Source organism: Azospirillum sp. A29, from assembly GCF_042604625.1.
Classification (GTDB): domain Bacteria; phylum Pseudomonadota; class Alphaproteobacteria; order Azospirillales; family Azospirillaceae; genus Azospirillum; species Azospirillum palustre.
In genome coordinates this window covers 1-21,218 of sequence record NZ_CP170466.1, presented here as the reverse complement: position 1 = coordinate 21,218, position 21,218 = coordinate 1, and the positions used below count along the sequence as shown (strand labels likewise).

Genomic DNA, 21,218 nt, shown 5'->3' with positions numbered 1-21,218 from the left:
GGGTGAACACGAACCCGCGGGGCCCGAACCATTCCCATGCTGGGGGGGCCGCGATGGCTGCGGCCCCCTGTCCCGGAACGGCTGGTCCCCGCGGGTGCGGAAACGGTACTGGATCGGATCGCTGAAAATCGAAATCGGTTTGAAGCGTGAATCCGATCGCCGACTACAGATCAGACGCGGCGCTTCTTCGGCGGGCGAACGCCGTTGTGCGGGATCGGCGTGACGTCGCGGATCGACGTGATCTGGAAGCCGATCGACTGCAGGGCGCGGAGCGCGGACTCACGCCCCGAACCCGGACCCTTTACCTCGACTTCCAGGGTCTTCATGCCGTGTTCCTGAGCCTTGCGGCCAGCGTCCTCGGCAGCGACCTGGGCAGCGTAGGGCGTCGACTTGCGCGAACCCTTGAAGCCCATGGTGCCCGACGACGACCAAGCAATGGTGTTGCCCTGCGCGTCGGTGATGGTGATCATCGTGTTGTTGAACGAGGCGTTCACGTGAGCGACGCCGGCGGTGATGTTCTTGCGCTCGCGACGACGCAGGCGCTGAGAAGCGGCGGAGGGCTTGGCCATTTTGCGTTCGTCCTCTTACTTCTTCTTGCCGGCGATCGGCTTGGCCGGACCCTTGCGGGTACGGGCGTTCGTGTGGGTGCGCTGGCCGCGGACCGGCAGGCCCTTGCGGTGACGCAGGCCGCGGTAGCAGCCCAGGTCCATCAGACGCTTGATGTTCATCGCGACTTCGCGACGAAGATCGCCCTCGACGCGGTAGTCGGCGTCGATGGTCTCGCGGATCTTCAGGACTTCGTCGTCCGTCAGCTCATTCACGCGACGCTCGGCCGGGATTTCCAGCTTCGCGCAGATTTCCTTGGCCTTGAAGGGGCCGATGCCATGGATGTAGGTCAACCCGATCTCCACGCGCTTCTGCGCGGGGATGTTGACGCCAGCAATACGCGCCACGCTACTCTCCTCAGTCTCGATATCTCAACGGCAGCCCGTCGGGCCGCCTACACACCGAGCAAATCCCACCCGACACAAGACCGGGACCGGGAACGCACAATGTTACCCGCCACCCACGCGGGGCGGCGAGAGGGTGCGACTATAGGAAAACCCTGGAACTTGTCAAGGCCGATTACCGACGCCCCCCGGCCGCCGGTCATTCGGCGGGAACCGGCACCCGAACGACGATCGGGACAGGCAGCAACAATGCCAGGACAGCGAACGAAAGACCCGGCATGAACGCTACAGATCGGTTCCCGCCCGGCGATTGCGGATCGCATCGGCCTGCGCCCGAACCCGTGCCAGATGCGGATTGATCTTCAGCGCCGCGTCGAAGGCACGCAAAGCAGGCCTCTCGTCGCCCAAAGCCAGATAGACCAACCCCAACTCCACCAGCGCCCCGAAATGGCGGGGTTCCAGCGACAGCGCGTGATGCAGATCCAACATGGCGCCGCGGTAGTCGCCCAGCATGTAGTGGGTGGCGGCGCGCTTGTTCCAACCTTCCGCATAGGACGGGTCACGGGCGACCACGGCGTCGAAGGCGTGCAGGGCCGAATCGTAGTCGTCGCCGTTCAGGCTGTTCACCCCGGCGCGCATGTCGCGTACCATCACCGGGTCGGGATGATCGAGCCAGAAGTCCCAGATATGCTCCTCCACCGATTCGGCATAGGTCGCGTCGGTGGTGGTGTTCAAAGCCTGGAAAAGACTGTCCAGACGCATGTTCCCCTGCCCTGCCCCGGCCGGCACCCCGAGGGTCAGCGTCAAAAGCACAGTCAAGGAAAAGAAGCGTCGAATCGTCATGCTCCAAATTTGGGCACGGATTCGCCGAACTGCCAACTATTTTTTGGTTGCAAAACGATAATGAATTGGTCATTGACCGCCGCCCCGGTGCCTTAGGCCGCCGGCCTATGTCCCGTATGCCATCGGTGCAGACGACGGATCGGCATGGAACGGAAGGCCTTATGCCGCTGTTTCCATCCATCGTCCCTTGAAACGGCGAACGGCCGGCGGATCGCTCCGCCGGCCGTCTGCTTTACCGGATGTCTCCCGATTGCCAGCCCCGAAGAGTCGGAGCCAAGCGATCAGGCGGCCTTGTTGCGGCCGGCCACGATTTCGTCGGTGACGTTGCGCGGCACCGGCTCGTAGTGGCTGAACTCCATCGTGTAGGACGCACGGCCCGAGGTCATGCCGCGCAGCTGGCCGATGTAGCCGAACATTTCGTTCAGCGGGACATTGGCCTCGACGGCGATGTTCGAACCACGCTCCAGCTGGCCCAGGACGGTGCCGCGACGACGGTTCACGTCGCCGATGACGTCGCCCAGATAGTCGTCGGGGGTGACGATCTCGACCTTCATGACCGGCTCGAGCAGGATCGGACCGGCCTTCGGCAGAGCCTCGCGGAAGCAGGCCTTGGCGGCGATTTCGAACGTCAGAGCGTTCGAGTCGACGTCGTGGTACTTGCCGTCCACCAGGCGGGCGCTGAAGTCCACAGTCGGGTAGCCGGCGAGGACGCCGTCTTCCTTCTGCATCTCCAGGCCCTTCTTGACCGACGGAACGTATTCGCGCGGAACCGTGCCGCCGACGGTCTCGTCGAGGAACTCGAAGCCCTCGCCCCGCTCGCGCGGCGCGAAGACGATCTTCACCTCGGCGAACTGGCCCGAACCACCGGTCTGCTTCTTGTGGGTGTAGGTGTATTCGACCGGCTTGGTGATCGTCTCGCGGTAGGCGACCTGGGGCTTGCCCATGTTGCCTTCCACGCCGAACTCCGTGCGCATGCGGTCGAGCGTCACTTCCAGGTGCAGCTCGCCCATGCCGCGCAGGATGGTCTGGCCGGTTTCACGGTCGGTCTCCAGGCGGAGCGACGGATCGGCGCGGACCATCTTGCCGAGCGCGATCGAGAACTTCTCCTGCTCGCCCTTGGTCTTCGGCTCGACCGAGACGCTGATGACGGGGTCTGGGAAGCGCATGCGCTCCAGGATCACCGGCGCGGAGGCGTCGCACAGTGTGTCACCGGTCTCGGTCTCCTGCAGGGAGACGAGCGCGATGATGTCGCCGGCGCGGGCTTCCTCGATCGGGTTGGCGTCCTTCGCGTACATCTCGACCATGCGGCCGATCTTCTCGCGCTTGCCGCGGGTCGAGTTCAGGATCGACATGCCCTTGGTCAGCACGCCCGAATAGACGCGGACGAAGGTCATCGAGCCGTAGGTGTCGTTCAGGACCTTGAAGGCCAGCGCCGAGAAGGGCGCGTCGTCGGAGCTGAGACGCTCGCCGTTCGGGTTGCCGTCCTCGTCCACCGTCTTGATGGCCTCGACGTCGGTCGGGGCCGGCAGCAGATCGACGACCGCGTCCAGAACCTGGCAGACGCCCTTGTTCTTGTAGGACGAGCCGCAGAGCACCGGCGTGAAGGCGCTGGTGATGGTGCCCTTGCGCAGGCAGGCGCGCAGCACGTCGGCCGACGGATCCTCACCCGACTCCAGGTAGGCTTCCATCGCCGCGTCGTCCTGCTCGAGCGCGGTGTCGACCAGCTCGGCGCGGAGCGCCGGGATGCTGGCGATGTTGTCGAGGTCTTCCTTAACGGTCAGGTTGAGCTTCTGGGCGAGATCGTCGGTGATCTCCCAGATCTCCCACTTGGCGTCCTTGTCGTCCGAGAACCAGACATACGCCTTCATCTCGACCAGATCGACCATGCCGCGGAAGTTGTCTTCCGAGCCGAGCGGGACCTGGATGCAGACCGGGCGGGCGTTCAGGCGGCTCTTGATCATGCTGACGCAACGCTGGAAGTTCGCGCCCGAACGGTCCATCTTGTTGACGTAGCAGATACGCGGCACGTTGTAGTTGTCGGCCAGACGCCAGTTGGTCTCCGACTGCGGCTCCACGCCGGCGACGCCGTCGAACACAACCACGGCACCGTCGAGCACGCGCAGCGAACGGTTCACCTCGATGGTGAAGTCGACGTGGCCCGGGGTGTCGATGACGTTGATCTTCTTCTCGCGCCAGAAGGTCGAAACCGCGGCCGACTGGATGGTGATGCCGCGCTTCTGCTCCTGCTCCATGTAGTCGGTCGTCGTCGACGTCTTCAGATCCTTCGTCTCGTGGACGTCGATGATCGTGTGCTTGCGACCGGTGTAGTACAGAATGCGCTCGGTGGTCGTCGTCTTGCCCGCGTCGACGTGGGCGATGATGCCGATGTTCCGAATGTCAGACAGTGGCGTTTGGCGCGGCATGTTGCGGTTCCATTGCAGTAACGCGACAACCGAAGCGCGACCGTCAGGGGTCGTCCGCTTCGGCGGCAGAGGTTGGTCGGGGTTTTACGGGCGATCTGTTAAGGCGTCATTAACATTCCGTAAACCGACAAGCAATTTGTCGGAATATTGAAGCGCGCGGCCCTCACAGCGTTCGGGCCACGCCGGCACACCCCAACCGAGGCTGCCGGGTCGCCCCGTTTCCGCCGCCTTATTTAGCAGCGGTGACCTGAATTTCAACGAGATACTGGGGTGCGGCCAGCTTGGCTTCCACCGTGGCGCGGGCCGGCGGATTGGCCGGATCGACCCAGGCGTCCCAGGCCTTGTTCATCGCGCCGAAGCTGGCAATGTCGGCCAGATAGATGGTGGCCGACAGCAGCTTGCTCTTGTCGCTGCCCGCTTCCGCCAGCAGGGCGTCGATCTGGGCCAGAATCTGGATGGTCTGATGTTCGACGTCGGGCGTCGGCTCGTCGGCGACCTGACCGGCGAGAAAGACCGTGTCCTTGTGGACGACCATCTGGCTCATGCGCGGTCCGGTGTGGAAGCGCTGGATCGACATGACGGAAAGACTCCGGGTTCCGGGGGGCTGAAATAGATGCGGGTACGTCTATGCCATTCGGGGCCGCGCGCGAAGAAAAAAATGCGCATCCGCCGCTCAGGGCTGACCCGCGGCGGTATCCTTCGCTAAAAGTGCGGCGAAATGCGCGGACGGGACCGCAAAATTGCGCACGGCCGGTGCGTTTCCGGCGGCGACGCCGACTCCGGCGACCGCCCAACCCCCACCATTCGCCCCAATGCCATCCGCGCCGATGCCGTTAGCCCCGCCGCCGCCCACCGTCCGCACCAGCAGCGGCCCGCCGCTGGTCCCGCGCGTGGCGTCGCAGTCGTGCACAAGAAGCCCGCCGCTTTCCCCCAGCAGACGGCAGGCGCTGTCGGCCATCAGGATCTGCGCCCGGTCCTGGCTGTAGCCGCCGAGCATCAACGGCGTGCCGGGCCGCAGCGGCGCCACGCTGACGGGGAGCGGCGGCACCGAGTCCGGCGCCGGCTCCGCCAGGGTCAGAACCGCCCAGTCGCCGCCGAGTATGGGCGTCGCCGCCGCGGGGTCGTAAGCGGGGTCGGTCGCCACCCGCGCCACCGTGACATGGTGGGTGAACTCGCCGCGGTCATAGCCGAACAGGACATGCAGCGACGATGCCTGGAGGAAGCGCCGGGTGCGCGGATTGAACAGGCAATGGCCGGCGGTCACCACCGTGCGCCGGCCGACCAGCGCCCCGGTGCAGCGTCCGGCCAGATTGGTCTGCACCCGCACCACGCTGCGCCAGGGATCGGCGGCGGCATCGACCGGCGCCCGCCGGTCGCCCGGGCCAACGCCGGGCAGCAGCGGCCGCTCGGCATGGGCAGCGGGCACGCCGGCCAGCATTGTCAGGCCGGCCAGGGCTGCGGCAAGAGCGCCGTGGCGAAAGCCATGCCGGCCGCGCGCATGTTCTTGCTCCGTTTCCTTCAATCCCGTATCCTCCGGCGCATGGCGACGCTGATCATTACCGAGAAATCCAGCCAGGCGAAGGACCTGCGCGCGGCCCTGGGCGACCGCTACGGCCGCATCCTGCCGGCCGAGGGCCATCTGCTGCGGCTTGCCGAGCCTGACGAGGTCGATCCCGCCTGGAAGCGCTGGTCGCCGACCCTGCTGAAACCGGACGGTCTTTATCCGACCCGCCCCGACCAGGGCGGCAACAAGGCGGCGAAGCTACAGGCGATCACCGCCGCGCTGCGCGGCTGCGACGAGGTGATCCTCGCCACCGACTGCGACCGCGAGGGCCAGCTGATCGGCCAGGAAATCCTGGAGCATGTCGGCTATCGCGGCAAGGTGCGGCGCGCGCTTTTCACAGCCCAGGACCCCAAGACCCTGCGCGACGCCTTCGCCACGCTGAAGCCGAACGACAGCATGCGGCCGCTCTACGAGGCCGCGGTGGCGCGCCAGCAAGCCGACCAGATCTACAACCTGTCGCTGACCCGCACGGCGACCAAGACCCTGCTGGCACCCGGTACCCGCGGCGTCATCGGCATCGGCCGGGTGAAGACCCCGACGCTGGCCATCGTCTGCCTGCGCGAGCTGGAGATCCGCAACTTCAAGCCGGAGGATTATTTCGAGGTGGTGGCCACCGCCACCGTGGCGGAGGGCAGCTTCCAGATGCGCCATGCCCCGGCGCCGAAGGACCGCATCAAGGACCACGCCACCGCCGAGGCCATCGCGCGTGCCGCCGACAACCACCGCGGCCCGCTGACCGTGACGGTGGAGGAGAAGCGGCAGGCGCCGCCCAAGCTGTACGACCTGCCGTCGCTGCAAAAGACCTGCGGCCAGCGCTGGGGCTGGACCGCCGACCGCACGCTGGCGGTGGCGCAGGAACTGTATGACGGCGAAGGCAAGAAGCTCATCACCTATCCGCGCGCCGAGGCGCGATACCTGTCGGAGAACCAGATCGCCGATGCGCCGGCCATCGTCGGGGCGTTGACCCGGCTGCGCGGCTTCGCGCATCTGGACATTTCCCGGCCGGTGATCCGCAAGGGCAAGTCCGGCCATTTCTGCGACAAGGCGCTGGAAGGCGTGTCGCACCATGCGGTGATCCCCAACGTCAATGTGCTGGACGATCTGGAGTCGCGGCTCTTCCGGCTGACCGATGACGAGAAGCGGCTGTTCGCGCTGATCTGCCGGTCGTACCTTGCGGCGGTGATGCCGGATTACGAGTATCGCCAGACCAGCGTGACCATGCCGGTCCCGGTGCCGACGCCCGGAGGGGCCAAGCCGGTCGCCTTCCGCGCCGTCGGCCGCATCCCGTTGAAGCTTGGCTGGAAAGCCGCCTTCGGCTCGGCTGACTCCGATGGCAAGCCGGAGGAGGAGACCGAGCAGACCCTGCCGCCGCTGACCGACGGCGAACCGGCGACCCTGAGCGATCCCAAGGTGGAGGCCAAGCGCACCCAGGCGCCGCCACGCTACAATGAAGGCACGCTGGTCGATGCCATGCAGAACGCTTGGAGGTTCGTCGAGGACCCGGCCCTGCGCGACCGGCTGAAGGAGGCCAAGGGCATCGGCACCCCGGCCACCCGCGCCGAGGTGATCAAGGGTCTGCGCAAGCAGAACCTGCTGGGGGCGGACGGCAAATGGCTGGTGCCGACCCCGGCCGGCCTGCATCTGTTCGAGACCCTGCGCGCCGCCGCCCCGACCCTGGTCGATCCCGGCACCACCGCACTGTGGGAAATGAAGCTGGACGAGGTTGTGACCGGCCGTGCCGATTTCCGCCGCGTGATCGATGCCATCGCCAGCGAGGCCGACCGGCTGATCGGTGCGCTGGTCGGACAACGCGGCACCGCGCTCGACCTCGGCCTGCCTGCCCCCAAGGCGCGATTCGCCCGACGGGGCACGACCGCAAGGGGGAAAACAGCCCGCGGCGCTCCAGCGGCACCCGGTAACGCGGCGAAGCCGGTGCGCCGGCGAACGCGCAAAGCCACGGTTTCCACCGACGGAGAAGCCATGGCGCCGAAGCCGCGGCGCACCCGCAAGGCAAAGGCCGATGGCAGTGCCCCGCCGGCTGCCGCCGTTGCGGAAAGCACTCCGGTTGCCGATGTGCCCAGTTCCGATGCACGGCGTCGGCGCGAACCGACCGAGCGCATGATCGCCTTCGCCCGCAGTCTCGCCGAACGCAAGGGCATCACCCTGCCCGACCCGTGCCTGCGCGATTTCGACCAATGCCGCGGCTTCCTGGATCTGCACGTCCGCTGACCGCCCTTTCGATGGCCACGTCAACGGTTGCGCCATCGCCTGGATTGGCGCGTTTTCGGCGATAGTCGGACGGACCGCCGAGAACAGGTCGGGCTTCCGCTTCGCCAAACTGGCCCTCTATGCGCAATATCCCGGCGACTGGATGATGCCGCAAGGCTGCATCACCGTGAATCCGGAGGTGTAGCGCGACGCCACCCTCACAACAGCCTCCCACGCGCCCAAGTTCGAATTGCCCAGGCCGCGCTCCAGCACACCGCCGATGCGCAGACGCCGCACCATGAGCGAAGAGCTGTCGACGAGCCGGGCATCGGCGGTTACGACCGCCGCAGCCACCCCCATCCGCTCCAGCAACGCCGCAATCGTCGCCTGAGCCCGGTTGCTTATCGAAAGCGTCTGCGGACTTGGCACGGACGAGTCGCCGACGTCGTACAGGGAACGCCGAACCGGCACCCAGATCTGCGCGTTCCAGTCGGCGTTCAGCGCGGTGTGATACCGGCCATACGGAACGCCGTCGTCGTTGCGGCGAAATTGGAAGCTCCGTTCTCTCGCCCGCACCATCTTTGCGTAAGCGGGTGTGCTTCCGGGTCGGTAGGATGGCCGGCTCGGTGATCCGGCCGCGCTGGACGCCGACTTGAAAAATATCGTCGAACGTGATGACCGTGGACCAGTCGTGCTGCCGATGCAGTTCCCGAGCCTCTGAATTCGCGAACATGACGACGTCCCGTTCATAAATCAGGATCGCTCCCCGCACATCGGCGGCGATGTTGATCAAGTCGGAAAGCTCTTTCGGGATCTCGGTTGTGGCCGTGGGCTTCCGCAGTTCTCAGGCGGCAGATCCACATTGCCAACGCTACTCACGGGTGGCACCATCAAAATGGCAATTTTGCCACCGAACAGCAATTTCCGAGACTTGCACACCAAAACTGTTGCTGTCGCGCAACGTGTAGAAAGCGTCGTGAAATGTCGCAAAAAGAATAATCGCATAACCGGCAATGCACGCTTGGTGTGAAAAAAGGTCCTGAAGCATGCGAATCGCACCGAATGGCAGTATAGCCGCCGCTTCATGGGCTGTGGGCTCCGTTGTCGCATTCTGTGCAGGCAGCGCTGCGGCGAAACTGCTTGGAACGAAGCTGCCGACCATAGAGATGACGTTCATCCGGTCTCTGGCCGCCGCGGTCATGGTGGCAGGAGCATGGCGGCTTCTGGCCGACCTCAAACAGGCACGGGATTTGCGGGGACATGCCATCCGCTGCCTGTTGGGGGTGGTCGCGATCTTTGGCCTGCTCTATGCCGTCACCGTCCTGCCGTTGGCATTGGCAATGGTTCTCTACATCAGCCGGACATTGATGATGCCCATCGCCGGCCAGTGGATGTTGGGGGAAAGATCAGGAGCATTGGTGTGGAGCGCCGTCGTGCTGGGCTTCGCGGGCGTCCTCCTATCGTCCTGGCCGGAGATGCAGGCCCCTGAATCGCGCATCGGTATCCTGGCCGCCCTGGCCGCCGCCGTGGCGTCCGCCGGATCGCAGACAGCTGTCCGCAGGCTCACCCGCACCAACTCGGCGCCGCTGATCGTCCTGATCTACAGCGCCGTCGCCGTCATCGGCACACTGCCAGCCGCCCTGCCGGTATGGGTGACGCCGCCCATCGCGGATTGGCCGGTTCTTGTTGTGCTGGGGCTGTGCGCGGCCGGTGCGCAGCTTTTCGCAGCTCGCGCTTTCGCTCTGGCTCCCGTCGGCCTCTTGGCGCCTCTGGATCTGCTTGGCGTGCCGGTCGGAGCCATAATGGGCTGGCTTCTATTCGGCGAGGTGCCGGGCATGCTGGCTGGGGTTGGCGGGATCTTCGTCCTGCTGGCAGCCCTGACTGTGATGATTATCCCCGCGAAAGCCGCAGGTCTCCGCCATCCGATTGAGCAGTTCGCGAAAGCATGAGATCCATGCACCTCGCGGCGATCCTATTGGAGGAGCAATGCCAGACCGCAGCCCTTCTTGCATTGCTCCCCGATAAGCGCGGCCCGACTGTTGCCCAGAAACGACGAAAGCCCCTCCGAGGGGCTTTGGCATGGCAGCTAAGTCATTGAAAAGATTGGTGGGCGATGAGGGGATCGAACCCCCGACATTCTCGGTGTAAACGAGACGCTCTACCGCTGAGCTAATCGCCCGAACTGGACAAGCCTTCACACTCAAAGGCAAGCCGGCCGGGTGGGTGCCCGGCCGGCCGCACTATGCCCTGAGTGGGCCAAAAACTTCAAGCGCTGATAGGCGCTTAGTTCAAGGCGTCCTTCAGGGTCTTGCCAGCCTTGAACTTCGGCTGCTTGGACGCCGGGATGTCGATCTTCTCACCGGTGCGCGGATTGCGGCCTTCGGTCGCGGGACGCTCAGCGACCGCGAAAGTGCCGAAGCCGACCAGACGGACCTCATCACCGTTCTTCAAGGATTCGGCAATGCTGTCGAACACGGCGTCGACGGCCTTCGTGGCGTCGGTCTTGGACAAACCGGACGCTTCGGCAACATGCGCCACGAGATCGTTCTTGTTCACGCAATCCCCCTTCGAAATTCAGCAAATACTGAAAGACAAAAGCCGCCCCAGGACTTTTCGTCCACGACTTTTTGGAAGCAAAGGATAAGCACAGCGCTTGCCGCCCGTCAATTCCCGACGGGCGGCAAAGCGGCTCTTGTCCCAAAAGTCACGTCAACGGGTGGCGGTCACGATCCGATCGCGACCGCCACTCCCGGATCAGTGACGCAGAGCCTCGCCGTCGGCACCCTTCTCCTGGGCCTTCGCCGCGGCCGCATCGACCTCCGGCTCAGTCCACTCGATGGGCTCCAACGGACGGACGAGCGCGTTGCGCAGCACCTCGTCCACCGTGCCGACGGGCATGATCTCCAGCCCGCGCTTCACGTTGTCCGGGATGTCGGCAAGGTCCTTCTCGTTGTCCTTCGGGATCAGCACATGCTTGATGCCGCCGCGCAGGGCGGCCAGCAGCTTCTCCTTCAGGCCGCCGATCGGCAGCACCCGGCCGCGCAGCGTGATCTCGCCCGTCATCGCCACGTCCTTGCGCACCGGAATACCGGTCAGCACCGAGACGATGGAGGTGGCCATGGCGACACCGGCCGACGGGCCGTCCTTCGGCGTGGCGCCTTCGGGAACGTGGACGTGGATGTCCTTCTTCTCGAACAGCGTCGGCTTGATGCCGAAGGCGATGGCGCGCGACTTGACGTAGCTCTCGGCCGCCTGGACCGATTCCTTCATCACGTCGCCCAGCTTGCCGGTTGTGGTGACGCGGCCCTTGCCGGGCAGGCCGACGGCCTCGATCGACAGCAGCTCGCCGCCGACCTCGGTCCAGGCCAGACCGGTGGTGACGCCCACCAGATCCTCCAGCTCCGCCTCGCCATAATGGAAGCGGCGGACGCCGGCATACTTGTCGAGGTTGCGGCGGGTGACCGCGACCTTGGCGTTGCCGCCCGACTTCAGCAGAATCTCCTTCACCGCCTTGCGGCAGAGGTTGGCGATCTCGCGTTCCAGCGAACGGACACCAGCTTCCCGCGTGTAGTAGCGGACCAGATCGCGCAGCGCGTCGTCGGAGATGGTGAACTCGCCCTTCTTCAGGCCGTTCGCCTCGATCTGCTTCTCGATCAGGTGGCGCTTGGAGATCTCGACCTTCTCATCCTCGGTGTAACCGGCGACGCGGATGATCTCCATGCGGTCCAGCAGCGGCTGCGGCATGCGCATCGTGTTGGCGGTGCAGACGAACATCACGTCGGACAGGTCGTAATCGACCTCCAAGTAATGGTCGTTGAAGGTGCCGTTCTGCTCCGGATCCAGGACTTCCAGCAGGGCCGACGACGGGTCGCCGCGCCAGTCGGCGCCGAGCTTGTCGATCTCGTCCAGCAGGAAGAGCGGGTTGGAGGACTTGGCCTTCTTCATGCCCTGGATGACCTTGCCGGGCATCGAGCCGATGTAGGTGCGGCGGTGGCCGCGGACCTCGGCCTCGTCACGGACGCCGCCCAGCGACATGCGGACGAAGTTGCGGCCGGTGGCCTTGCCGATCGACTTGCCGAGTGAGGTCTTGCCGACGCCGGGCGGTCCGACGAGGCAGAGGATCGGACCCTTGACCTTGTTCATGCGGTTCTGGACGGCGAGATACTCAAGGATGCGCTCCTTGACCTTCTCCAGACCGTAATGATCGTCGTCTAGCACCTTCTGGGCCAGCTTGAGGTCGCGCTTCACCTTGGTGCGCTTCTTCCACGGAATGGACAACATCCAATCCAGGTAGTTGCGGACCACGGTGGCCTCGGCCGACATCGGGCTCATCGACCGCAGCTTCTTCAGCTCGGCGAGCGCCTTTTCGCGGGCTTCCTTGGAGAAGCGGGTCTTGTTGATCTTCTCTTCCAGTTCCGCCGACTCGTCGCGGCCATCCTCGGTCTCGCCGAGCTCCTTCTGGATCGCCTTCAGCTGCTCGTTCAGGTAGTACTCGCGCTGGGTCTTCTCCATCTGCCGCTTGACGCGGTTGCGGATGCGCTTTTCCACCTGCAGCACGCCGATCTCGCCTTCCATGAAGGCATAGACCCGCTCCAGACGCTCCGACACGGTGGCGCATTCCAGAAGCTGCTGCTTTTCCGGAATCTTCAGCGCCAGATGCGACGCGACGGTGTCGGCCAGCTTGCCGGCTTCCTCGATCTGGTTGATCGAGACCAGCACTTCCGGCGGAATCTTCTTGTTCAGCTTGATGTACTGCTCGAACTGGGAGACGACGGCGCGGCTCAGCGCCTCCAGCTCCTGGTTCTCGCCGGTCTTTTCCTCGACCAGCTCGGCCTGGGCCTGGAAGAACTCCTCATTGTCGGCGAACTTGGTGATGGCGGCCCGCTGGCCGCCTTCCACCAGCACCTTGACGGTCCCGTCCGGCAGCTTCAGCAGCTGCAACACGGTGCCGACGGTGCCGACGCTGTAGATGTCGGCCGGAGTCGGATCGTCCTGCGCGGCGTTCTTCTGGGTGACGAGCAGGATCTGCTTGTCATCCTTCATCACGTCTTCCAACGCGCGCACGGACTTCTCGCGCCCGACGAACAGCGGCACGATCATGTGGGGGAAGACCACGATGTCGCGCAGCGGCAGGACCGGGTAGAGGGCACCACGGGAGAGTTCGATCATGGGCAGGGCCTCAATGAATGGATCGCCGCCAGCCCGGACTGGGCCTGACACAGCCCCCGCCTCGGGTTGAGCGCGGGGATCGCCTACGGCACCCGACTAACGTGGCACACGGCCCTGCGGCCTTCAAGGGGGTGACAACCCCCAAGGGCGGTTTCCAAGCCGCAACCTGGCAGGAAACCGCCGCTTCCCTCCCCGTTTTTGCCGGATCAAGCGGTTTTGAGGCGGTTCACATAGCCATCGACGGTCGTACGCAAGGTTCCGGCCTCATGCGACAGGCCGCGCGACGCGGTCAGCAGCTCTCCGGACGCGACGCGCGTGCTTTCTGCGGTGGAAGCGACCTGCCCGATGCTGCCGGACACCTCCACGGTGCCCTGGGCGGCGGCCTGGATGTTGCGGGCGATCTCGCGAGTTGCGGCATTCTGCTGCTCCACCGCGGCGGCGACGGCCGACGCCGCCTCGCTGATCGCGGCGACGGTGCGGCTGATGGCGTCGATGGCGGTAACGGCACTGCCGCTGACGTCGCGAATCTCCCCGACGCGAAGCTGGATGTCGTCGGTGGCCTTCGCGGTCTGGCCGGCCAGATTCTTCACTTCGCTGGCGACGACGGCGAATCCCTTGCCCGCTTCGCCGGCACGGGCGGCCTCGATGGTGGCGTTCAGCGCCAGAAGATTGGTCTGGGAGGCGATGGAGCTGATCATATCGACCACCGAGCCGATGCCGGCGGCACGGTCGGCCAAGGTCGCGACGATCCCAGCCGTGCTGCCGGCCTCGCGCACCGCGTCCTGGGCGATCCGGGACGCGTCGTCGATCCGGCGGCTGATCTCGCCGATGGAGGATTGCAGTTGCTCCGCGGCGGTCGCGACCGTCTGGATGTTGCCGTTGGCCAGTTCCGATGCGGATGCCACGGAGGACGAGAGGGACGAGGCGCTTTCCGCGGCGGACGACAGGCGTTCGGAGTTGCTGCGCACGGAGTCCGCCGTGGCGGACAGATGTCCGACCACCGATTCGAGCTGCGCCACGAAATCCTGCGTCGCCCGTTCCATGGTGCGCCGGTTCTCCTCGCGCTGCTCCAGTTCCGTCCGGCGGCGGGTTTCGGCGGCGTCGGCCTCGCGGGCGCTGGTTTGCAGCACGTCGATTGCCGCGGCCATCTCGCCGATTTCATCCGAGCGGTTCCGGTGGAGGACGTCGAGGTCACGCCGCCCGCCGGCAATCGCACCAACGATCCGGGCCAGTTCGACGATCGGGCGCGAGGCCCTACGCGTGATCGCAACCGCCACCCCCAGCAATGCGCCGAGCCCGGCGGCGATGATTCCGGCCGCCAGCATCAGATGACGCAGAGCCGAAGCATGATGGCTGTCGGCCAGTTCCCGGCCGACGGTGAAGCCGGCGTCGCGGATCACCAGGAGGTCCTGCAGCAGGGGCGAGGCTGAGCGTCGCCATTCCGCTCCGTCCAGGTCATAGGATTTGCCGGTCCGCGATGCGGTCAGAACGCGGGTCTTGAAGCCGCCGAAACCCTGAATGTAGCCTTTCCGGGCGGTCTCCAGCGCCGTGCGCAGGGCCGGCTCCATCTCGCCGGTGACGATATCGTCCTCGATCGACTCCCAATTGGCCGAGATCCGCCCCTCCAGCGTCATCGCCTCCGCTTCGGCTTCCGAGGTCATCGGCTTGCCGGTTCCCAGTGCGCGCAGATAGAGGACCGACTGCTGGCCGGCCATCTCCCGCAGTTGGGCGGCGCGGACCGCGATATCGGCCCGGTCGCCGACGGTCGCATCGAGGTCGTTCAAGCGATGGCCGAGGCGGTTCATCGTCACCCCGACTTGGCTCGTGACCTTGACCATGCCGGCGAAGAACTGCGCCGACGCGTCCGCCGGGCGGCCGGACCGGTCCTTCACCAGCCAGCCGTCGACCTGGGTGCGGACGGTCGCCAGACTGTTGCCCAAGGGGGCGGTCTCGTCAGCGGATTTGGGGTCGCCCAGCGCCCTGGCGGCGGCGACGTAGCGGGTGAGCGCAGCGTCGGACTGCGCACGGGCCTTCTTGAGGGAGTCCCGGCCGGCGTCGTCGATCGCCGTCCCTGCCGTCAGCGGCAGGTTGACGACGCCGCGCTCAAGCGCCATCGACTCGTTCACAGCGGTGGCGGCGCCGAGCACGTCCACGATGTCCCTGGCAGCTGATGCCCGGCCGGCCGAGTTGATTTCCTGCACCGCAAGCCAAGTGGCTGGAACCGAGGCGACCACTCCGACGCACGCCAAGCAAACGTAAAGGAAACTGCGTATTTTCATTTCCCGCCCACCGCAATATTCGTACGCAAACAATGGATAGCGGAGAGGCCAAGCCTGGAATGAAGGCAGCTCGCCCACCCTACCCGATGTCTTGAAAGCGATATTACGGCTTTATCTTTTTATATTCGTTAAATTTGCCGAATTGATTCGATTTTTCGGCGGTTTACAACATATGAGCCAATGCAGAGAATGGTTTTATTGGGATATGCGGCAGCAATCGGGAAAAGAAAAAGGGACGCCGAAGCGTCCCTTTTTGATTTCCGAACCGGGAAAACCCAGACGGTTATGCACCAGGCGCTTCGCTGCGCCGTTCCGCATGGACGTAGAGCGGCTTGGCCCGCCCTTCGACCACTTCCTTGTTGACCAGGATGCTCTCGATGCCGGTCAGGCCCGGCAAATCGAACATCGGGTCGAGCAGGATGGCTTCCATGATCGACCGCAGGCCGCGGGCACCGGTCTTGCGGGCAATCGCCTTGTGGGCGATGGCGCGCATGGCGTCCTCGGAGAACTCGAGATGGACGTCCTCCATCTCGAACAGGCGCTGGTACTGCTTGACCAGGGCGTTCTTCGGCTTGCTGAGGATCTCGACCAGCGCCGCCTCGTCCAGATCGGACAAGGTGGCCAGAACCGGCAGGCGGCCGATGAATTCCGGGATCAGGCCGAACTTCAGCAGATCCTCGGGCTCGACCTCGTGCAGGATCTCGCCGGTTGCGCGTTCGTCGGCCGAGCGCACATCGGCGCCGAAGCCGATGCTGGTGCCCTTGCCGCGCTGGGCGATGATCTTGTCCAGGCCGGCAAAGGCGCCGCCGCAGATGAACAGGATATTGCTGGTGTCGACCTGCAGGAATTCCTGCTGCGGATGCTTGCGCCCGCCCTGCGGCGGCACGGAGGCGACGGTGCCCTCCATGATCTTCAGCAGGGCCTGCTGCACGCCCTCGCCCGACACGTCCCGGGTGATCGACGGGTTGTCGGACTTGCGGCTGATCTTGTCGACCTCGTCGATGTAGACGATGCCGCGCTGCGCCCGCTCGACATTGTAGTCGGCGGCCTGGAGCAGCTTGAGGATGATGTTCTCGACGTCTTCGCCGACGTAACCGGCTTCGGTCAACGTCGTGGCATCGGCCATGGTGAAGGGAACGTCGATGATGCGGGCCAGGGTCTGGGCCAGCAGCGTCTTGCCGCAGCCGGTCGGGCCGATCAGCAGGATGTTCGACTTCGCCAGTTCGACGTCGTTGTGCTTCGTCCCGTGGGCGAGGCGCTTATAGTGGTTGTGGACCGCCACCGACAGCACGCGCTTGGCGTAGGACTGTCCGATGACGTAATCGTCGAGCACCGCATGAATGTCGCGCGGAGTCGGAACCCCGTCGCGGGACTTCACGAGGGTCGTCTTGTTCTCCTCGCGAATGATGTCCATGCACAGTTCGACGCATTCATCGCAGATGAACACCGTCGGACCGGCAATCAGCTTGCGGACCTCGTGCTGGCTCTTGCCGCAGAAGGAGCAGTAGAGCGTATTCTTCGAATCGCCGCTGCTGGACTTGCTCATCGGTACTCCGTCATCTCGCGGGAGGCGTGGCCCCTGGGGCCATGCCCGTTCGCGGCGCCCCCCGACGCCGGTCCTACTCAGGTTATCGCGGACGGCGTCCGCGACAAGGTCATGCGCCGTTTTGGCGACGCATCACGATCCGCATAGCCGGGTCCCTTGCGAGACTCTCCCCATTCGGGACCGGCTCCTTATCGGAACCGGTCCATGACCGGATCGTGTCACCGCCATTCAACAACAGCGTCACGACCCGATCAACCCTTTGTTGGGAGGGCCGAGGACCCGCAGCTCACGAATGGTGGTCGACGCCCGGGCGCTTCTCCACCACCTCGTCGATCAGACCGAAGGCCTTCGCCTCTTCCGGCGACATGAACTTATCGCGCTCCATGGCGGTCTCGATGGTGTCGAGGTCCTGCCCGGTGTGCTTGACGTAGATGTCGTTCAGACGCGAGCGCAGCTTCAGGATTTCCTGGGCCTGGATTTCGATGTCCGAGGCCTGGCCCTGGGCGCCGCCCGACGGCTGGTGGATCATGATGCGGCTGTTGGGCAGCGAGAAGCGCTTGCCCGGCGCGCCGGCGGCCAGCAGAAGCGAGCCCATCGAGGCGGCCTGGCCCATGCACACCGTCGACACCTGCGGACGGATGTACTGCATGGTGTCGTAGATGGCGAGGCCGGCCGAGACATAGCCGCCCGGCGAATTGATGTAGATCGCGATGTCCTTGTTCGGGTTCTCCGACTCAAGGAACAGCAGCTGCGAGCAGATCAGGCTGGCGACGGCGTCGTTCACTCCGCCGATCAGGAAGATGATCCGCTCCTTCAGCAGGCGCGAATAGATGTCGTACGCGCGCTCACCCCGGTTGGTCTGTTCGATGACCATCGGGACCAGAGCATTCATCTTCGGCTCGAAGTCGTACATGTGTTCTTCCCTGCCCCCGCAGTTGGCTGAACCGGTGATCGTTGCCGGCACGGAACCACATATAGGAACCTTTGGGGGCGGATGGTAGTCCGCCCCCACTCCTTTTGGGGAGTTAGGCCGCCGCAGACTCGTTGCCTGCCTCGTCCTCGTCCTTCGTCAGCTCTTCGACGCTGACGGTCTTCTCGGTGACCTTGGCCTGATCCAGGATGTGGTCGACGACCTTGTCCTCGAAGATCGGGGCGCGGAGGTTCTCGAGCGCCTGCTGGTTCTGCTTGAAGAACTCGAACACCTGACGCTCCTGACCGGGGAAGCGGCGGGCTTCGTTGATCAGGGCGCGGTTCACCTCGTCCTGGGTGACCTGGATGTTGTTGCGGCGGCCGACTTCCGACAGCAGCAGACCCAGGCGGACGCGGCGCTCGGCGATCGAGCGGTACTCGGCCTTCAGCTCGTCCTCGGGCTTGTCGGCGTCCTCGCCGGCGGTGCCGTTCTTCAGCTCTTCCTGCAGGCGGGCCCAGATGCCCTCGAACTCGATGTCGACCATGCCGGCCGGCACCTCGAAGGAATGGGCCTCGGCCAGCTTGTCGAGCAGCTGGCGCTTCACGCGCAGGCGCGACAGGCCGTCATACTCGCCCTTGATGCGGTCGCGGATCGCTTCGCGCATCTTCTCCAGGCTCTCCATGCCGAACTCCTTGGCGAGTTCGTCATTGACCTCGGCCGGGACGTTCTTGCGCAGCTCCTTCACGTCGACCTCGAAGACCGTCGCAGCACCCTTCAGACGCTCGTGCGGGTAGTCTTCCGGGAAGGTGACGTTGACGGTGCGGTGCTCGCCGGCCTTGACGCCGACCAGCTGCTCCTCGAAGCCCGGAACGAAACGGCCGGCACCCAGCTCCAGCGGGTAGTCCTTGCCGTCCATGCCTTCCAGCGCCTCGCCGTCGACAGTACCGGCGAAGTCGATCACGGCGATGTCACCGGTCTCGGCAGCGCGATCCTCGGTGACCGGGGCCTGGGTCGAGTGGGCGGAAGCCAGACGGGTGACCGCCTCGTTCACCGCCTCTTCGCTCACCTCGGCGACCGGCTTCTCCAGCTCCAGGCCGGTGAATTCGCCCGGCTCGACGTCCGGCAGCAGCTCGACCGCCATCTTGTAGGTGAGGTCGCCGCCGTCCTCGTACTTCTCGACCTCGATCTTCGGCTGCAGGGCGACGCGCAGGCCGCGCTCGCTCAGCGCTTGGCGCGAGCTGTCGGAGATGGCGTCTTCCAGCACCTCGGACAGCACGCCGCCGAAATAGCGCTGCTTGATCACGGTGACCGGCACCTTGCCCGGACGGAAGCCCGGCAGCTGGACCGTACGGCGCAGCTCTTCCAGCTTGCCGTTCACCTTCTCTTCGATGTCCTTGGCGGAAATGACGACCTGAAATTCGCGCTTGAGGCCGTCGGTGCTGGTCTCGGTGATGTTCATCGGAACGAAAGCCTATCTCGTTGGTCCGGCCCGGCGGCGCCCGTCCGGGCGGCCCGAATCCGTGTTGTCCATGCGGTCCAAGGTGTTGCCATGGTGCGGGCGAAGGGACTTGAACCCATACGACCGAAGTCACTGGAACCTAAATCCAGCGCGTCTACCAATTCCGCCACGCCCGCGTTCATGGCAAAGGCAGCCGCGACGGGTGCGCAAACACCCGCCGGACCGCCGGCGAAGTCCGGTCTATAGCACAGCGCGGCGGAAGCAAACAGGCAAATTGGACCCGTCCGAGAGAGTGAGGCCCGGTCTTTTCGCGTCAGCCTCCGGCCTTGCCCCCCGCCTTGCTCCCTGCCCTGTCCAGCGACCGTACGGCGGACGATGTGATGATGCGCCCCTCGCCGGTGTAGGCTTCGTGGTTGGCGTCGATCTCGCCCAGCCGGTAGCGGTAGTTGATCATCATCCCCAGCGACTGTTTCAGCCCTTTGGCCGACCTGTCGGCCAGCCAGTTCAGCCGCTCCATCCGGGCACCGTTGGTCAGGTGGAAATGCGCGACCGGATCCAGCGCGCGGGCGCGGCCATGGCCCTTCGCCTCCTGCACCGTGGTCAGGTAATGGACGCCCAGCCGCATCAGCGGACCCCGCAGGCGCTTCTGCAACTCATCGTCCTCAGCCCAGGCGGAACGGGCGAGCGCGCGGGCGAGCAGCGGCGATTCGTCGGCGCCGACCTCGCCTTCGGTGGAAGCGTCCGCATCGTCCGACCGGTCAAGTTCGGCCAGCCGCTCGGCGATGCGTTCGGCCTCCGTGTTGGTCAGCAGGGCGTCGCCGTCGCGGTCCATCGCGCGGTCGAACCAGCGCCGGAACCCCGGAATGGGCGACAGGGTGGCGTAGCAGGTGATGTTGGGAAACTCGGTCGCCAGCCCGTCAACCACGCGCTTGATCAGGAAATTGCCGAAGCTGATCCCGGCCAGCCCGACCTGGGCGTTGGAGATCGAGTAGAAGATGGCGCTGTCGGCGCTCTTGGGATCGCAGACCGGCGCGGTCGGGTCGAGCAGCGCCTGCACATTGTCCGACATGCCCTGGACCAGGGCCACCTCGACGAAGATCAGCGGCTCGTGCGGCATGCGCGGGTGGAAGAAGGCAAAGCAGCGCCGGTCCGAATCGAGCCGGTCCTTCAGATCCTGCCAGCCGCTGATCTCGTGGACCGCCTCGTACTTGATCAGCTTTTCCAGCAGCGAGGCCGGGCTGTCCCAAGTGATGCGGTGCATCTCCAGGAAGCCGACGTCGAACCAGGCGCGCAGCAGATTCTTCAGATCGTCTTCTAGCGCCTGAAGCAGCGGTTCGCCGCGCGCCATCTCCATCAGCTCGGCGCGCAGATCGACCAGGAACTTCACCCCCTCCGGCAGGGCGTTGAACTGGGTCAGCAGCCGCAGGCGCGGCGGCTCCAGCGCGCGGCGCAAGGCCCGCTCCGCATGGCCGCGGGCTACCGGATCGGCCGCCGCCTGGAAGGTCGCCATCGCGTCCATCACCGCGTCGCGGTCGACGTCGAAGTCGCGCGCGAGCATAACAAGGAAATTGCGCCGCCCCTGGGGATCGAGCGCCAGATAGGTCCGGCCGAGCTGGGCGGCGCGGGCACGGGCGGAAACCTCGCCACCCCGCGATTCCAGGCAGGCCTCGATCTGCTCCTTCAGGCGCTCGGCGTCCTCCTTGGGCAGATGGGTGCGCGGCGGTGCGCCGACGGCGCCGCGGGCCGAGGCCGCGATCTCGCGCCAGCGGGTGCGCAGGTTGTCCAGCGCGCGGTCGAGGAAGTTGGGCTGCGCGGCCTGGGATGGCGGCACAGGCTCTAGGATGGTGGTGTCGGGTGCGTCGCTCAT

The 21,218-nt window shown here is 65.4% G+C and carries 17 protein-coding genes and 2 tRNA genes; 2 read left to right on the top strand and 17 right to left on the bottom strand.

All coding sequences use genetic code 11. The features are described from left to right. Positions 1-170: 170 nt before the first annotated feature. The 6 genes from rpsK to ABNQ38_RS14925 all read right to left on the bottom strand — a co-directional run bounded on the left by rpsK (position 171) and on the right by ABNQ38_RS14925 (position 5,738). A complete protein-coding gene (gene rpsK, locus ABNQ38_RS14950; RefSeq protein WP_012974490.1) occupies positions 171-569 on the bottom strand; it encodes a 30S ribosomal protein S11 in 399 nt (132 codons plus the stop codon). Between the two features lie 15 nt (positions 570-584). Further along, positions 585-953 carry a 30S ribosomal protein S13 gene (gene rpsM, locus ABNQ38_RS14945; protein ID WP_012974491.1) on the bottom strand — a complete coding sequence of 123 codons (369 nt, stop codon included), beginning with the start codon at positions 951-953 and terminating at the stop codon, positions 585-587. A gap of 282 nt (positions 954-1,235) precedes the next feature. Then, positions 1,236-1,712: a tetratricopeptide repeat protein gene (locus ABNQ38_RS14940; protein WP_377809104.1), complete on the bottom strand. Its 477-nt coding sequence runs from the start codon at positions 1,710-1,712 to the stop codon at positions 1,236-1,238. Positions 1,713-2,074: 362 nt separating this feature from the next. Further along, positions 2,075-4,216, bottom strand: a complete 2,142-nt coding sequence (gene fusA, locus ABNQ38_RS14935) for an elongation factor G (RefSeq protein ID WP_377809103.1) — start codon at positions 4,214-4,216, stop codon at positions 2,075-2,077. Positions 4,217-4,445: 229 nt separating this feature from the next. Next, positions 4,446-4,793, bottom strand: a complete 348-nt coding sequence (locus ABNQ38_RS14930; protein WP_377809102.1) for a RidA family protein — start codon at positions 4,791-4,793, stop codon at positions 4,446-4,448. 96 nt (positions 4,794-4,889) lie between these two features. Next, a complete protein-coding gene (locus tag ABNQ38_RS14925; protein ID WP_377809101.1) occupies positions 4,890-5,738 on the bottom strand; it encodes a trypsin-like serine peptidase in 849 nt (282 codons plus the stop codon). Positions 5,739-5,756: 18 nt separating this feature from the next. Between ABNQ38_RS14925 and ABNQ38_RS14920 the strand changes: the two genes are divergently transcribed. Then, positions 5,757-8,009, top strand: a complete 2,253-nt coding sequence (locus ABNQ38_RS14920) for a DNA topoisomerase (protein WP_377809100.1) — start codon at positions 5,757-5,759, stop codon at positions 8,007-8,009. Between the two features lie 117 nt (positions 8,010-8,126). Here ABNQ38_RS14920 and ABNQ38_RS14915 read toward each other — a convergent pair whose 3' ends face one another. Further along, positions 8,127-8,567: a hypothetical protein gene (locus ABNQ38_RS14915; RefSeq protein ID WP_377809099.1), complete on the bottom strand. Its 441-nt coding sequence runs from the start codon at positions 8,565-8,567 to the stop codon at positions 8,127-8,129. A 292-nt stretch (positions 8,568-8,859) separates the two neighbouring features. Next, positions 8,860-9,165: a hypothetical protein gene (locus tag ABNQ38_RS14910; RefSeq protein WP_377809098.1), complete on the bottom strand. Its 306-nt coding sequence runs from the start codon at positions 9,163-9,165 to the stop codon at positions 8,860-8,862. Between ABNQ38_RS14910 and ABNQ38_RS14905 the strand changes: the two genes are divergently transcribed. Then, complete coding sequence (locus ABNQ38_RS14905) at positions 9,155-9,937, top strand: DMT family transporter (RefSeq protein WP_377809097.1); 783 nt, start codon at positions 9,155-9,157, stop codon at positions 9,935-9,937. The two genes, ABNQ38_RS14910 and ABNQ38_RS14905, sit on opposite strands and share 11 nt — an antisense overlap. Before the next feature lie 155 nt (positions 9,938-10,092). Here ABNQ38_RS14905 and ABNQ38_RS14900 read toward each other — a convergent pair. The 9 genes from ABNQ38_RS14900 to ABNQ38_RS14860 form a co-directional block, all read right to left on the bottom strand. Beyond that, positions 10,093-10,167: transfer RNA gene (locus ABNQ38_RS14900), tRNA-Val, on the bottom strand. A gap of 104 nt (positions 10,168-10,271) precedes the next feature. Next, on the bottom strand, positions 10,272-10,544 hold the full coding sequence (locus tag ABNQ38_RS14895; RefSeq protein ID WP_012974523.1) for an HU family DNA-binding protein: 273 nt from the start codon (positions 10,542-10,544) through the stop codon (positions 10,272-10,274). Positions 10,545-10,742: 198 nt separating this feature from the next. Continuing rightward, positions 10,743-13,157: an endopeptidase La gene (lon, locus tag ABNQ38_RS14890; protein WP_109050277.1), complete on the bottom strand. Its 2,415-nt coding sequence runs from the start codon at positions 13,155-13,157 to the stop codon at positions 10,743-10,745. Between the two features lie 206 nt (positions 13,158-13,363). After that, on the bottom strand, positions 13,364-15,310 hold the full coding sequence (locus ABNQ38_RS14885) for a methyl-accepting chemotaxis protein (protein WP_377809096.1): 1,947 nt from the start codon (positions 15,308-15,310) through the stop codon (positions 13,364-13,366). A gap of 409 nt (positions 15,311-15,719) precedes the next feature. Further along, positions 15,720-16,982: an ATP-dependent Clp protease ATP-binding subunit ClpX gene (gene clpX, locus ABNQ38_RS14880; RefSeq protein ID WP_012974526.1), complete on the bottom strand. Its 1,263-nt coding sequence runs from the start codon at positions 16,980-16,982 to the stop codon at positions 15,720-15,722. Positions 16,983-17,268: 286 nt separating this feature from the next. Further along, positions 17,269-17,895, bottom strand: coding sequence for an ATP-dependent Clp endopeptidase proteolytic subunit ClpP (gene clpP / locus ABNQ38_RS14875; RefSeq protein ID WP_098739527.1), 627 nt, complete (start codon positions 17,893-17,895; stop codon positions 17,269-17,271). Positions 17,896-18,007: 112 nt separating this feature from the next. Then, positions 18,008-19,351, bottom strand: coding sequence for a trigger factor (gene tig, locus ABNQ38_RS14870; RefSeq protein WP_377809095.1), 1,344 nt, complete (start codon positions 19,349-19,351; stop codon positions 18,008-18,010). 91 nt (positions 19,352-19,442) lie between these two features. Next, positions 19,443-19,527, bottom strand: a tRNA-Leu gene (locus ABNQ38_RS14865). Positions 19,528-19,664: 137 nt separating this feature from the next. After that, on the bottom strand, positions 19,665-21,218 hold the full coding sequence (locus ABNQ38_RS14860; protein ID WP_377809094.1) for a malonyl-CoA decarboxylase: 1,554 nt from the start codon (positions 21,216-21,218) through the stop codon (positions 19,665-19,667).